The 13,711-nt window shown below is 45.6% G+C and carries 15 protein-coding genes; all 15 read left to right on the forward strand.

Features of this window, described 5'->3' with window-relative positions; all coding sequences use genetic code 11:
• Positions 1 to 25 precede the first annotated feature (25 nt).
• The 15 genes from RBK99_RS08985 to glmU all read left to right on the forward strand — a co-directional run bounded on the left by RBK99_RS08985 (position 26) and on the right by glmU (position 13,709).
• Positions 26 to 475: a flavodoxin domain-containing protein gene (locus RBK99_RS08985; RefSeq protein ID WP_317504266.1), complete on the forward strand. Its 450-nt coding sequence runs from the start codon at positions 26 to 28 to the stop codon at positions 473 to 475.
• Between the two features lie 393 nt (positions 476 to 868).
• Complete coding sequence (gene mnmG, locus RBK99_RS08990; RefSeq protein ID WP_317504267.1) at positions 869 to 2,764, forward strand: tRNA uridine-5-carboxymethylaminomethyl(34) synthesis enzyme MnmG; 1,896 nt, start codon at positions 869 to 871, stop codon at positions 2,762 to 2,764.
• A gap of 9 nt (positions 2,765 to 2,773) precedes the next feature.
• Positions 2,774 to 3,394 (forward strand): 16S rRNA (guanine(527)-N(7))-methyltransferase RsmG, encoded by a 621-nt coding sequence (rsmG, locus tag RBK99_RS08995; RefSeq protein ID WP_317504268.1) that lies wholly within the window; start codon positions 2,774 to 2,776, stop codon positions 3,392 to 3,394.
• Between the two features lie 48 nt (positions 3,395 to 3,442).
• Positions 3,443 to 4,234 (forward strand): ParA family protein, encoded by a 792-nt coding sequence (locus tag RBK99_RS09000; RefSeq protein WP_317504269.1) that lies wholly within the window; start codon positions 3,443 to 3,445, stop codon positions 4,232 to 4,234.
• A 19-nt stretch (positions 4,235 to 4,253) separates the two neighbouring features.
• On the forward strand, positions 4,254 to 5,129 hold the full coding sequence (locus tag RBK99_RS09005; RefSeq protein WP_317504270.1) for a ParB/RepB/Spo0J family partition protein: 876 nt from the start codon (positions 4,254 to 4,256) through the stop codon (positions 5,127 to 5,129).
• 169 nt (positions 5,130 to 5,298) lie between these two features.
• Entirely contained in the window at positions 5,299 to 5,685 is a 387-nt protein-coding gene (locus RBK99_RS09010; protein WP_317504271.1) for an ATP synthase subunit I, read from the forward strand.
• A gap of 12 nt (positions 5,686 to 5,697) precedes the next feature.
• Positions 5,698 to 6,495: a F0F1 ATP synthase subunit A gene (gene atpB / locus RBK99_RS09015; RefSeq protein ID WP_317504272.1), complete on the forward strand. Its 798-nt coding sequence runs from the start codon at positions 5,698 to 5,700 to the stop codon at positions 6,493 to 6,495.
• Positions 6,496 to 6,562: 67 nt separating this feature from the next.
• Entirely contained in the window at positions 6,563 to 6,820 is a 258-nt protein-coding gene (gene atpE, locus RBK99_RS09020; RefSeq protein ID WP_011235847.1) for a F0F1 ATP synthase subunit C, read from the forward strand.
• A 37-nt stretch (positions 6,821 to 6,857) separates the two neighbouring features.
• Entirely contained in the window at positions 6,858 to 7,328 is a 471-nt protein-coding gene (gene atpF, locus RBK99_RS09025; protein ID WP_317504273.1) for a F0F1 ATP synthase subunit B, read from the forward strand.
• Between the two features lie 17 nt (positions 7,329 to 7,345).
• Positions 7,346 to 7,879 carry a F0F1 ATP synthase subunit delta gene (atpH, locus tag RBK99_RS09030; protein WP_011235845.1) on the forward strand — a complete coding sequence of 178 codons (534 nt, stop codon included), beginning with the start codon at positions 7,346 to 7,348 and terminating at the stop codon, positions 7,877 to 7,879.
• Between the two features lie 14 nt (positions 7,880 to 7,893).
• Complete coding sequence (gene atpA, locus RBK99_RS09035) at positions 7,894 to 9,435, forward strand: F0F1 ATP synthase subunit alpha (protein ID WP_317504274.1); 1,542 nt, start codon at positions 7,894 to 7,896, stop codon at positions 9,433 to 9,435.
• Between the two features lie 54 nt (positions 9,436 to 9,489).
• Positions 9,490 to 10,353, forward strand: a complete 864-nt coding sequence (atpG, locus tag RBK99_RS09040) for a F0F1 ATP synthase subunit gamma (protein ID WP_317504275.1) — start codon at positions 9,490 to 9,492, stop codon at positions 10,351 to 10,353.
• A gap of 42 nt (positions 10,354 to 10,395) precedes the next feature.
• On the forward strand, positions 10,396 to 11,781 hold the full coding sequence (gene atpD, locus RBK99_RS09045) for a F0F1 ATP synthase subunit beta (RefSeq protein WP_317504276.1): 1,386 nt from the start codon (positions 10,396 to 10,398) through the stop codon (positions 11,779 to 11,781).
• Positions 11,782 to 11,798: 17 nt separating this feature from the next.
• Positions 11,799 to 12,215, forward strand: coding sequence for a F0F1 ATP synthase subunit epsilon (locus RBK99_RS09050; RefSeq protein WP_317504277.1), 417 nt, complete (start codon positions 11,799 to 11,801; stop codon positions 12,213 to 12,215).
• A gap of 123 nt (positions 12,216 to 12,338) precedes the next feature.
• Complete coding sequence (gene glmU / locus RBK99_RS09055; RefSeq protein ID WP_317504278.1) at positions 12,339 to 13,709, forward strand: bifunctional UDP-N-acetylglucosamine diphosphorylase/glucosamine-1-phosphate N-acetyltransferase GlmU; 1,371 nt, start codon at positions 12,339 to 12,341, stop codon at positions 13,707 to 13,709.
• Positions 13,710 to 13,711: the final 2 nt, after the last annotated feature.

Below are 13,711 nucleotides of genomic sequence, written 5' to 3' on the forward strand. Positions count from 1 at the left end.
TAGTAGCAAATGAGTTAATAATTTTATGACTGTTTTACACCTTTTAGTGGGCACAACCTCCGGAAATACCGAATTTTTAGCCGATACTGTCAGCGAAAAGTTAAATCAACAGGGCATTGAAACCGAGCTCCATTACGAACCCGAGTTTGAGAAACTGCCCAGCGATCAACCCTGGTTAATTTTTCTTGCCAGCCACGGTGCGGGTGATTATGCCGACTCCATGCTGGATTTCTACGACGAAATAAACGATCCCCAAAGCCCTGATTTAGCCGGACTGAACTATGCCGTTGTTGCTGTTGGTGAGTCCTGTTATGACACTTTCTGCGAAGCCGGTCGACATTGCGATAAACGCTTACAGGAATTAGGCGGGACACAAATGACCGATCGTTTAGAAATCGACATGCTAGAAGACGATCCGGAAGAGAAAACATTAACCTGGCTACCCGCGATCGCTGATGCAGTAAAGGCTCTGTGATCATACCCACAGGCTTGTGCACAGAGATTTCAGGTTGTGATTAAGGTTGTAATAAGATCACTTAAGCACTGTCAATGAAATGGGTATAACACTGGGGATAAGCTGATCTGTGTATAACTACCCCACTTATCCACGATCTATGATCCCAGTTTAAGGCCAGTTATCTACAATGAATGATCTTGCTGTAAGTTATATAAAAAAAGGGCTACAGCGATCTATTCACAGAAATCGGCTAACTAGTAGTAATAGTAATAAAAGATCTAAATAAGATCCTTTATTGATCTTCTTTAAGATCTTTAACAACACTGAACGAAATTTAACCATTTAGATTTAAGTGAAATCGCGTTAAAATAATCGGCTATTTTCCTATTCTTCAACCAAAGGTCATTTTGAATGTCAAAACAGAGCCAACAACACTTTGATGTTATTGTTGTCGGTGGAGGACACGCCGGAACAGAAGCTGCGTTAGCTGCCGCTCGTTTAGGTGTTAAAACCCTATTGCTTACGCATAATATTGATACTTTAGGGCAAATGTCCTGTAACCCAGCTATTGGGGGAATAGGAAAAGGTCATTTAGTTAAAGAAATTGATGCGCTTGGTGGCTTTATGGCTAAAGCTGCAGACAAAGCCGGAATTCAATTCAGAACATTGAATTCATCAAAAGGTCCTGCAGTAAGGGCAACAAGAGCTCAGGCTGATCGACAGCTTTACAAACAAGCCATTCGCTACGCACTGGAAACCCAACCGAATCTGTCAATATTTCAACAAGGTTGTGACGATCTGATCGTAGAGAACGATCGCGTTACCGGTGTTGTAACCCAAATGGGTCTTAAATTCACAGCCAAAACGGTTGTGTTAACGGTTGGAACCTTTCTTGGTGGTCAAATACATATTGGTTTGGATAACTACCAGGGTGGCCGGGCGGGTGATCCTCCAGCAAACGCTTTAGCAAAACGCCTGCGTTCGTTGCCTTTACGTGTTGAGCGTTTAAAAACAGGCACACCACCGCGCATAGCAAGTCAAAGTGTTAATTTTTCAGTGATGCAGGAACAACCCGGCGATACCCCGACTCCGGTATTTTCCTATATGGGTTCACGTTCTGATCACCCTGAACAAATTCCGTGTTACATCACCCATACCAATGAAAATACTCACGAAATTATTCGTTCAGGACTCGATCGTTCACCAATGTATTCAGGCGTCATTGAAGGTGTTGGACCACGATACTGCCCTTCCATTGAAGACAAAATTGTCCGTTTTGCTGACAAAGGGTCGCATCAAATTTTTGTAGAGCCTGAAGGTTTAGATACCTTTGAGGTTTACCCTAATGGTATTTCAACCAGTTTGCCGTTTGATGTTCAGCAACAACTGGTTCAATCCATCAAAGGGTTTGAGAACGCACACATTACTCGCCCGGGTTATGCGATCGAGTATGATTATTTTGATCCCAGAGATCTGAAACAATCTTTGGAAACCAAAGTTATCAATGGCTTGTTCTTTGCGGGTCAAATTAACGGAACAACGGGCTATGAAGAGGCTGGTGCGCAAGGTCTTATCGCTGGTCTGAACGCAGGGTTACAAGCTCAGGACAAAGAGTCCTGGTCACCGCGACGTGATCAAGCTTACGCAGGCGTTTTGATTGACGACTTATCCACTCTGGGTACACAGGAACCTTACCGTATGTTTACTTCACGTGCCGAATATCGGTTACTGTTGCGTGAGGACAATGCGGATATTCGACTCACTGAAATTGGGCGTAATTTAGGATTAGTCGATGACGAGCGTTGGGCCGCCTTCAATACAAAAATGGAAGCGGTAGAACAAGAAAAACAACGATTAAAAACCACTTGGGTGCATAAAGATCATGCGTCTGTGGAACAAATTAATGCCTTGGTGAAAAGTCCTGTAACCAAAGAAGTTAGTGGCGAAGAGCTATTGCGTCGTCCAGAAATTCATTACAAAGATTTAGCGACAACTGACTTTTTCGCGCCCGGGCTAGACGACCCGTTAGCGGCAGAGCAAGTTGAGATTCAGATCAAATACGCCGGTTATATTTCTCGGCAACATGACGAAATTGCTAAGCAGCAACGCCATGAAAATACCTTACTGCCGGCGCCTTTCGATTACGCTAAAATCAAAGGTTTATCAAACGAGGTTATTGCGAAGCTAAACGATCATCAACCAGAAACGGTGGGTAAAGCTGCGCGTATTTCAGGTATTACGCCTGCAGCTATTTCGATGCTTCTGGTTCACCTGAAAAAACAAGGTTTATTGCGTAAAAGTGCTTAAGGAAAAGACGTGAAAGAGCAGTTAGAAGGATTACTAAAACAAGCGCAAATAACCTTGTCCGATACACAAATAGAACAACAGTTGGCTTTGGTTGGTTTACTGGATAAATGGAATAAAGCCTATAACCTGACCAGTGTAAGAAACCCAAAAGATATGCTGACCCGACATATTATGGACAGCTTAGTTGTTCGCCAGTATCTTCAGGGCAAGCGTTTCATTGATGTAGGTACAGGGCCAGGCTTACCAGGTTTACCTTTGGCCATAGCCGAACCGGATAAAGAATTCGTTCTGCTAGACAGTTTAGGTAAGCGTATTCGTTTTATTCGTCAGGTTTGTCATGAGCTTAAGTTAACCAATGTGACTGCTGTGCAGGCCCGCGTTGAAGAATATCAGGACGAAGAAAAGTTTGATGGTGTAATCAGTAGAGCCTTTGCCTCGCTTAATGATATGCTCTCCTGGTGTGGGCATTTACCGTCGCAACAAGGCCAGTTCTACGCGCTTAAGGGGTTATACCCGGAAGACGAACTGGCGCAATTGCCCGAAGGTTATAAAACTGAAAGTATTGAGCAAATTAACGTTCCCGGCATTGACGCGAGCCGACATATCGTCATTATAAGCAAACGGTCATAAAACAACCGACAGTCGGCTACCCGACAACAACAAGAGGTTATAAAACCCGTGGCTACAACCATTGCTATTGCGAATCAAAAAGGTGGAGTTGGAAAAACAACCACAGCAGTTAATTTAGCTGCGTCGATGGCTGCTACCCGCCGCAAAGTGTTGTTGATCGATTTGGATCCTCAAGGTAACGCGACTATGGGTAGTGGTGTTGATAAATATGACGTTGAAAACAGCATTTACGAATTACTGATTGAAGAAAAACCGGTGAAAGACGTTGCCGTAACCGATACTAACGGCAAATACCATCTAATTGCTGCAAATGCCGATGCTACCGCAGCAGAAATTAAATTAATGGAAGTGTTTGCGCGTGAGTTACGTTTGCGAAATGCGCTAAAAGCCGTCCAGGACAGCTACGATTATATCTTCATCGATTGTCCTCCATCGCTGAATATGCTGACGGTTAACGGTATGGCTGCGGCGGATTCCATTTTGGTGCCAATGCAATGCGAATATTACGCACTGGAAGGCCTTACTGCACTAATGGAGACCATTCGCCAGTTGGCAGATGTGGTGAACCCCGGACTTGAAATTGAAGGTATCCTGCGGACTATGTACGATCCGCGTAACCGTCTGGCTAACGATGTTTCAGAACAACTTAAAAACCACTTTGGAGACAAAGTCTACCGGACTGTTATTCCGCGTAATGTTCGTTTGGCGGAAGCGCCCTCTTTTGGTGCGCCGGCAATGTATTACGATAAGTCGTCAACTGGCTCAAAAGCCTATTTATCCTTAGCGGGTGAACTTATCCGACGTTCTGAAAATCGTAACGAAGTAGCAGAAGAATCATAACAAGGGAATTAAGCGAATCATGTCGGCAAAAAAACGAGGTTTAGGTCGTGGTCTGGATGCCTTACTGACCAGTAATCAGCAAAACTCTGACCGTCAATCTGAACAGGTTACGGAAGAAGCCAAAGGTGAATTGCAAAAGCTGCCGGTTGAGCGACTCAAACCAGGCCGCTATCAGCCTCGTAAAGACATGTCACCGGAAGCTCTGGAAGACTTAGCTGCTTCAGTGAAAGCTCAGGGTATTATTCAGCCCATTGTTGTTCGCCCGGTTGGCAAAGACGAATACGAAATTATTGCCGGTGAACGCCGCTGGCGTGCAGCGCAACTGGCCAAACTTGAGTTGGTTCCTTGTCTGATTAAAGATGTGCCTGACGAAGCTGCCGTTGCCATTGCGTTGATTGAAAATATTCAGCGTGAAGACCTCAACTCAATGGAAGAAGCCACTGCATTACAACGGCTACTCGATGAGTTCCAGATGACTCACCAGGATGTTGCTCAAGCGGTTGGTAAATCTCGTACGACAGTGACCAATTTATTGCGTCTAAATAACTTGCAGGACGGCGTTAAAGTGCTGCTTGAACGCGGTGATATTGAATTGGGTCACGCCAAGTTGTTGCTTGCACTTGAAGGTGAACAACAGGCTGACGTTGCACAACAAATTGTCGCTAAAGATATGACGGTACGTGATGCAGAAAAACTTGTCAGACGTACAATTGATCCTCCAAAACAAACCGAAAAACCTCAGCCGGACGCCAATATTGAACATTTGGAGACTAAGCTGTCTGAAACCCTGGGCGCAAAAGTTTCCATTAATCATGGTCGCAAAGGAAAGGGTAAACTGGTCATCAGTTACACTAATCTCGACGAGCTGGATGGGATTCTGACGCACATCAAATAATAATTTCCAATGTATTGATTGTTGTAGAACTTTTGTTAAATGGCATAGAAACCGTCGCCTACAGGCAAATTTGTTTGCAATTACATGGCAGATCTTTATACTAGCGCGAGTTTCGTTGTGGCTAGTTGAAAGCCGCACAAAAGTAGCCGCCAGTAAAAAGGTTTTGGTCGTGACACAGGCACTCAATGCGGTAGGTAAAAAACTGGCAGGAAGAATAGTAGGCACACAATTTATTGTGCTTGTGATTACTGCACTTGTCACGATAGCGGTTTCAAATACGCAGTCAGCTTTAGGTATTCTTTGTGGTGGATTGACCGCTGTAATACCCAATGCACTATTTGCACTTATTGCTTTTAAGCATGCCGGTGCACGCGCTAATCAGAAAGTTGTACAAAGCTTTTTTTTAGGCGAAGGCGTTAAGCTACTGCTAACAGCATTGCTACTAACGGTCGCACTGCTGCTAACAAATTTATATCCTGTGTGGTTGTTGGTCGGTTTTGTTATCGCCGTCACCATGCAGTGGATAGCACCGATTTTATTTTTAAAATCAACCTAACTGGGAAACAACATGGTAAGTGGAGAACAAACTCCGACTCAGTATATCAAGCATCACCTCCAAAATTGGACGGTGGGTGACGGTTTCTGGGCGGTAAACGTCGATACTATCTTCTGGTCCGTGTTACTGGGTGTGCTGTTTCTGTGGAGTTTCCGCAGAGTAGCTAAAAAATCCTCCGCTGGGGTACCTGGTAAATGGCAATGCTTTGTCGAAATGATTGTCGAGTTTGTCGACAACAGCGTCAAAGAATCCTTTCACGGTAAAGATAAACTGATTGCGCCTCTGGCATTAACCATTTTCGTCTGGATTTTCCTGATGAACCTAATGGACTTAATTCCAGTCGACTGGTTACCAATGGCTGCTATGTATGGCGGTTATTGGCTAGGCTTTGTAGATAATCCGCACGATGTCTACATGAGAGTCGTACCAACGACAGACTTGAACACCACTTTTGCACTGAGTTTAAGCGTCTTTGCGTTAATTATTATCTACTCAATTAAATACAAGGGTGTGAAAGGTTTCGCTAAAGAAATGACATTCACCCCATTTAATCACTGGGCATTAATTCCGGTAAACTTTGTACTGGAAAGTATCACTTTACTGGCAAAACCGGCGTCACTGGCACTGCGTTTGTTCGGTAACATGTATGCCGGTGAATTAATCTTTATTCTTATTGCAATGATAGGGTTTTGGCAGCTTCCTGCGCACTTTGCCTGGGCGGTTTTCCATATCCTGGTTATTACATTGCAAGCGTTTATTTTCATGATGCTGACCATTGTTTACTTAAGCATGGCGTCATCTGAACACTAGTGTTCGAAACAAAAAGTTTTTAGCTTTACTTTTTTAACTTTAATCTACTGAAAAACTGGAGAAATCAATGGAAACTGTAGTTGCTTTTACTGCTATCGCTGTATCAATCATGATCGGTTTGGCTGCGCTGGGTACAGCACTAGGCTTTGGTATTCTGGGTGGTAAATTCCTGGAAGCTGCTGCTCGTCAACCTGAACTGGCACCACAGCTGCAAGTTAAAATGTTCATCGTTGCAGGTCTTATCGATGCTATCGCGATGATCGGTGTTGCTGTTGCATTGCTGTTCACTTTCGCGAACCCGTTCTTAACCCAGGTAGCAGGCTAATCGTAATTCGACGGTCACCAACTGAAGGAGGTCCGTTGTGAATATCAACGCTACTCTAATAGGACAAACGATCGCGTTTATCGTGTTCGTGTGGTTCTGCATGAAATTTGTATGGCCACCGATCATCAATGCTATTGAGGAACGTCAGAAGAAAATTGCTGACGGCCTTAATGCCGGTGAACGTGCTCAAAAAGATTTAGAGAAAGCCCAGCAAGAAATTGCCGAGCAGCTCAAAGAAGCGAAACAGCAAGCCGCTGAAATCATTGAACAGTCGAAAAAACGTGGTGCTAAAATTGTTGAGGAAGAAACTCAACGAGGCCACGAAGAACGTGAAAAAATCGTTGCGTCTGGACATGAAGAAGTTGCTGCTGAGCGCAATCGCGTTCGCGAAGAGCTGCGTAAGCAAGTTGCCGTACTGGCAGTGTCTGGGGCTCAGAAAATCATTGAGCGTGAAATTGATAAAGACGCTCATAGTGACATTGTTGAAAAACTGGTCGCTGAACTTTAATAAAGGGGTTTGAGCTTATGTCAGAACTGACTACGGTCGCTCGCCCTTACGCAAAAGCAGCTTTTGATTTTGCTTTAGAACAGGGAGCGCTCGATAAGTGGGCAGAAATGCTTAGCTTCGCTGCTGCGGTAGCGCAAGACGAGACTATTGCCTCATTTTTGAGTAGCTCTTCGACTGTTGGTAAAACGACAGAGGTTTTCTTGGGCGTTTGCGGCGACGAGCTCGACGACAATGCTAAGAACTTCGTTAAAGTATTGGCTGAAAACGAACGTTTACCAGTACTTCCGGCAGTTAGTGAGCTCTATCAGACGCTTCGTGCTGAACATGACAAAGAAGTCACGGTTGATGTGAAATCGGCGGTTAAATTGCTGAAAGCACAACAAACGGCTTTGATTAAAGCACTTGAGAAGCGCCTGCAACGCAAAATTAAGCTGAACTGCAGTGTCGACAAGTCCATTATTGGCGGACTTGTTATAGAAGCCGGTGACACCGTTATTGACGGCACCTTGCGCGGTAAGCTCGACAGACTTGCTTACGCACTGCAATCCTAATTGGGGACTTGAGCATGCAATTGAATTCAAATGAAATCGCAGAACTGATCAAACAGCGAATTGAGAAGTTCGAAGTCACCAGCGAAGCTCGCAACGAAGGTACCATCATGTCTGTACAAGACGGTATCATTCGCATTCACGGACTTGCAGACTGCCTGCAAGGTGAAATGGTTGAGCTACCTGGTAATCGTTACGCTATCGCACTGAACCTTGAACGTGATTCAGTTGGTGCGGTTGTTATGGGCCCTTATGCAGATTTGCAGGAAGGTACCAAAGTTAAATCAACAGGTCGTATACTTGAAGTACCGGTAGGCGACAAACTGTTAGGTCGTGTGGTTAACACCTTGGGCCAGCCTATCGACGGCAAAGGTCCAATTGAAGCTGACGGCTATGAGCCGGTTGAGAAAATCGCACCGGGCGTTATTGAACGCCAGTCAGTTGATCAGCCAGTGCAAACGGGCTACAAATCAATCGATTCGATGATTCCTGTAGGTCGTGGTCAGCGTGAGCTTATCATCGGTGACCGTCAGACAGGTAAAACGGCTTTAGCAGTAGACGCTATTATCAACCAGAAAGATTCTGGTATTAAGTGTGTTTACGTAGCCATTGGTCAGAAGAACTCAACCATTTCAGCGGTTGTCCGTAAATTAGAAGAACACGGCGCAATGGAAAACACCATTGTTGTTGCGGCTTCTGCTTCTGAGTCAGCGGCGTTGCAATATCTGGCTGCTTATTCTGGCTGTACAATGGGTGAATACTTCCGTGACCGCGGTGAAGACGCTCTAATCGTATACGATGACCTGTCTAAACAGGCTGTTGCATACCGTCAAATCTCACTGTTGTTGCGTCGTCCTCCGGGTCGTGAAGCATTCCCTGGTGACGTTTTCTACCTTCACTCTCGTCTACTTGAGCGTGCAGCGCGTGTTAACGCTGACTACGTAGAAAAATACACCGACGGTAAAGTAAAAGGCCAAACAGGCTCTTTAACTGCCTTACCTATCATTGAAACTCAGGCAGGTGACGTATCGGCGTTCGTACCGACTAACGTTATCTCTATCACCGATGGTCAGATTTTCCTTGAGACTGACTTATTTAACTCAGGTATTCGCCCTGCAGTTAACGCCGGTGTCTCGGTTTCACGTGTTGGTGGTTCAGCACAAACGAAAATCATCAAGAAGCTGGGTGGCGGTATTCGTCTTGCCCTGGCTCAGTATCGTGAGTTGGCGGCTTTCGCTCAGTTCGCATCTGACCTTGATGAATCGACTCGTTCACAGTTGGAACACGGTCAGCGTGTTACCGAACTGATGAAACAAAAACAGTATCAGCCGATGAGCGTCGCTCAAATGGCTGCATCAATTTATGCCGTTGAAAAAGGCTTCTTGAAAGATGTTGAAATCGACAAAATCATGGATTTTGAAGAATCACTGCAATCTTTCCTGGCGAGCGAATACGCCGAGCTAATGGCTGAGATTGATAAAACTGGCAACTATAACGACGACATCGATTCGCAATTGAAAGCCGCGCTTGAGAAATTCAAGCAAACGCAAACATGGTAATCGCACGTGGCCGCAGTAGCGGCCATTTGTCGTTGAGTTAACAGGAGAATCGTCATGGCCAGCGGTAAAGAGATAAAAACTCAGATCTCGAGTATCGGTAATACTCAGAAGATCACCAGTGCTATGGAAATGGTCGCCGCGTCTAAAATGAAAAAGGCGCAGCAGCGTATGGAGGCGAGTCGCCCCTATGCGGACACCATTCGCAAGGTGATTGGTCATGTGGCGCGCGGTAACCTTGAATATCGTCATCCATTTATGGAAGAGCGTGAGGTTAAGCGTGTGGGTTACATCGTTGTGTCTACCGATCGTGGTTTGTGTGGCGGCTTGAACGGGAATGAGTTCAAGAAAGTCGTTAAGCATGCCAATGAGTGGAAAGAACAAGATGTTGAAGCAGATTTTGCCGCAATAGGCAGCAAAGCAACCGGTTATTTCAAGCGTTTTGGCAAATTACAGGCGCAAGTTTCAGGCATGGGCGATAAGCCAGAACTGAAGGAAATCACCGGTTCTATCCAGGTTATGCTGGATGCCTTTGAAGAAGGTAAAATTGATCGCTTGTACGTTGTATTCAACAAGTTTGTGAATACGATGACCCAGGAGCCGACCATTCATCAATTGTTGCCATTGCCGCAAGCAGGATCGGAAGAAGACGTACAGACAGGTAGCTGGGATTATCTGTATGAGCCGAATCCAGAAAGTATCCTTGATACCCTCATTCGTCGCTTCGTAGAGATGCAAGTGTACCAGGGTGTCGTCGATAACTTTGCTAGTGAGCAAGCCGCTCGGATGATTGCAATGAAAGCTGCAACCGACAACGCTGAAGATATTATCGATGATTTGCAATTGAAATATAACAAAGCGCGTCAGGCAGCAATTACGCAAGAAATTTCGGAAATCGTGTCCGGCGCCGAAGCGGTATAACGCGGCAACGGTTAACAGAATTGAAGAGTTAGAGGAAACGTCATGAGTCAAGGTAAGGTCGTACAAATTATCGGCGCCGTTGTGGATTTAGAATTTCCACAAGACGCTGTACCAAAAGTATACGACGCACTGAAAGTGACCGAAGGTGGCTTAGAAGGTTTGGTTCTTGAAGTTCAGCAGCAGCTGGGCGGCGGAATCGTACGTGCCATCGCAATGGGTACAACTGACGGTCTGCGTCGTGGTATCACCGTAGAAAATACCGGTGAATCAATCATGGTACCAGTGGGTAAGAAGACACTGGGCCGTATTATGGATGTATTGGGTAACCCAATTGATGAAGCGGGCCCTATCGGTGAAGAAGAGAAAATGTCTATTCACCGAGCGGCACCAAGCTACGAAGAACAGTCAAACACCAATGAACTATTAGAAACGGGTATCAAAGTTATCGATTTGATTTGTCCGTTTGCTAAAGGCGGTAAAGTTGGCTTGTTCGGCGGTGCTGGTGTTGGTAAAACCGTTAACATGATGGAGCTTATCCGTAACATCGCTATCGAACACAGTGGTTACTCTGTATTCGCTGGTGTTGGTGAGCGTACTCGTGAAGGTAATGACTTCTATCACGAGATGAACGATTCAAACGTTCTGGATAAAGTGTCACTGGTTTATGGTCAGATGAACGAGCCACCGGGTAACCGTTTACGTGTTGCTTTGACTGGTTTGACTGTTGCTGAGAAATTCCGTGACGAAGGTCGCGATGTACTTTTCTTCGTCGATAACATCTACCGTTACACTCTGGCCGGTACTGAGGTATCAGCACTGTTAGGTCGTATGCCTTCAGCGGTTGGTTATCAGCCTACCCTGGCCGAAGAAATGGGTGTTCTGCAGGAACGAATCACTTCTACTAAGACGGGCTCTATCACGTCTGTACAGGCGGTTTATGTACCAGCGGATGACTTAACTGACCCATCTCCTGCAACAACCTTTGCTCACTTGGATGCAACAGTTGTATTGAACCGTGACATCGCATCATTGGGTATCTACCCAGCGGTTGACCCGTTAGATTCAACGTCACGTCAGTTGGATCCACAGGTTATTGGTGATGAGCATTACGATACGGCAATGGGTGTTCAGGAAGTACTGCAACGCTATAAAGAGCTGAAAGACATCATTGCGATTTTGGGTATGGACGAATTGTCAGAAGAAGATAAATTGTCAGTATCTCGTGCTCGTAAAATTCAGCGTTTCTTGTCTCAGCCTTTCTTCGTAGCTGAAGTCTTCACGGGTGCCCCAGGTAAATACGTATCACTGAAAGATACTATTGCTGGCTTTAAAGGCATTTTGGATGGCGAGTACGATGATTTGCCTGAACAGGCCTTCTACATGGTTGGTACCATTGAAGAAGCGGTAGAAAAAGCCAAAAACCTGTAACCGACCGGGAGGTTTGAATGGCAACACAAACATTAAATCTGGACGTTGTCAGCGCTGAAGACAAGTTGTTTTCAGGCGTTGTGCAAACGGTTCAGGTCACTGGCAGCGAAGGTGAACTGGGTATCTACCCGGGTCACGCGCCTCTGCTGACAAAAATCAAACCAGGTATGGTTCGTTATGTCAGTGAATCGGGTGACGAAGAGCTTCTTTATGTTGCTGGTGGTGTGTTAGAAGTACAGCCTGGTCACGTCATTGTACTTGCGGACGTTGCTGTGCGCGGCGACGAACTTGACTTGCAAGAAGCGGAAGCAGCGAAGAAACGTGCTGAAGAAGCTATTGCAGATTCAGGTTCCGATGTGACCTATGCAGAAGCTATTGCAGAGCTATCGCGCGCGTTGGCGCAAATCGATATTATTCGTAGGCTCAAGCGCTAAAACTTCTGCGTTAAAGTACGTAAAAGGCCTTGTTGTTAGTGCAACAAGGCCTTTTTTGTCGTTACAATAGGCTAATGTAATAAGGTTTACGCTAGGCGATAATGAATTAAAGGACCCATTAATATGAAGTTACGTGTTGTTATTCTGGCCGCAGGAAAAGGAACCCGCATGCGATCAGACTTACCTAAGGTGTTGCACAAAGTGGCGAATAAGCCAATGGTGGAGCATGTTATCGATACAGCGCGGTCGTTAAAGCCAGACGCGATTAATTTGATTTATGGCCATGGTGGTGACGAGTTACAGCAGGCTATAGCAGGCGATGACTTAACCTGGGTCGAACAACGTGAACAATTGGGTACCGGTCATGCCGTCCAGCAGGTTATTCCATACCTCCAAAGCAGTGAAAAAGTCATTATTCTGTACGGTGACGTCCCCTTGCTAACTGAATCAACTTTAATAAAGTTGGTCACTGCCAGCGCCAACACCGAGCTTGGTTTGCTGACGATGAGCTTAGCAGAGCCTACGGGTTATGGTCGCATTGTGCGTAATGAACGTCGCAGTGTTACCGGTATTGTTGAGCAAAAGGATGCCAATGCTCAGCAACTGGCTATTAATGAGGTCAACACAGGCATTATGATAGCCGATAGCGACAAGTTAAAAGCCTGGCTTAGCAACTTAAGTAATGACAATGCGCAAAAAGAATATTATTTAACAGATATTGTTGCAATGGCGGCCGATGAAGGGGTGAATATTGCCACGGCACAACCCGACAACGCTCAGGAAGTGGAAGGTGCCAATAATCGCCAGCAATTAGCGTCGTTAGAGCGAGCCCTGCAGCAGCGGCAGGCTGAAGAATTAATGACGCAGGGCGTAACCCTAATTGACCCTGCCCGCTTTGACTGTCGCGGTAAACTAACTGCTGGCAGCGATGTTACTATCGATATTAATGCTGTTTTTGAAGGTGAAGTCGTCTTAGGAAACCGGGTTTATATTGAGCCAAACTGCATCATAAAGAGTTCCGTTATTGGCGATGACACGGTTATTCGTGCGAACTCTCATATTGAAGATGCAAAAGTAGCGAGAGGCTGTAAAGTAGGCCCATTTGCCCGGTTAAGGCCGGGAGCGGAACTTGCCGACGAGGCACAGGTCGGAAACTTTGTAGAGATGAAAAAAAGCCGTTTGGGTAAAGGCTCAAAAGCAAGCCACCTAACCTACCTTGGTGATGCTCAGATAGGCGACAATGCGAATATTGGTGCAGGTACCATCACCTGCAATTACGATGGTGTGAATAAAGCGCTAACCGAAATTGGCGATGGCGCTTTTATTGGCTCAAACAGCTCATTGGTTGCGCCTGTTTCCATCGGAAAGAATGCAACCGTTGGTGCCGGCTCGGTAATAACTCGTACGGTAGCTGACGAAGAATTGGCTGTTGCCCGCGGCAAGCAGCGTAATATCAGCGGATGGCAACGTCCACAGTCGAAAAAAGGAAGTTAATT

The sequence above is a fragment of the Idiomarina solivarensis genome (genome assembly GCF_033052755.1).
Classification (GTDB): domain Bacteria; phylum Pseudomonadota; class Gammaproteobacteria; order Enterobacterales; family Alteromonadaceae; genus Idiomarina.

Excerpts from the sequence above, each read along its gene's own strand:
- RBK99_RS09050 (WP_317504277.1), top strand. The coding sequence starts at position 11,799 with ATGGCAACACAAACATTAAATCTGGACGTTGTCAGCGCTGAAGACAAG.
- RBK99_RS09005 (WP_317504270.1), top strand. The coding sequence starts at position 4,254 with ATGTCGGCAAAAAAACGAGGTTTAGGTCGTGGTCTGGATGCCTTACTG.
- atpG (WP_317504275.1), top strand. The coding sequence starts at position 9,490 with ATGGCCAGCGGTAAAGAGATAAAAACTCAGATCTCGAGTATCGGTAAT.
- atpH (WP_011235845.1), top strand. The coding sequence starts at position 7,346 with ATGTCAGAACTGACTACGGTCGCTCGCCCTTACGCAAAAGCAGCTTTT.
- atpD (WP_317504276.1), top strand. The coding sequence starts at position 10,396 with ATGAGTCAAGGTAAGGTCGTACAAATTATCGGCGCCGTTGTGGATTTA.
- RBK99_RS08985 (WP_317504266.1), top strand. The coding sequence starts at position 26 with ATGACTGTTTTACACCTTTTAGTGGGCACAACCTCCGGAAATACCGAA.
- atpE (WP_011235847.1), top strand. The coding sequence starts at position 6,563 with ATGGAAACTGTAGTTGCTTTTACTGCTATCGCTGTATCAATCATGATC.
- glmU (WP_317504278.1), top strand. The coding sequence starts at position 12,339 with ATGAAGTTACGTGTTGTTATTCTGGCCGCAGGAAAAGGAACCCGCATG.
- mnmG (WP_317504267.1), top strand. The coding sequence starts at position 869 with ATGTCAAAACAGAGCCAACAACACTTTGATGTTATTGTTGTCGGTGGA.
- atpA (WP_317504274.1), top strand. The coding sequence starts at position 7,894 with ATGCAATTGAATTCAAATGAAATCGCAGAACTGATCAAACAGCGAATT.
- atpB (WP_317504272.1), top strand. The coding sequence starts at position 5,698 with ATGGTAAGTGGAGAACAAACTCCGACTCAGTATATCAAGCATCACCTC.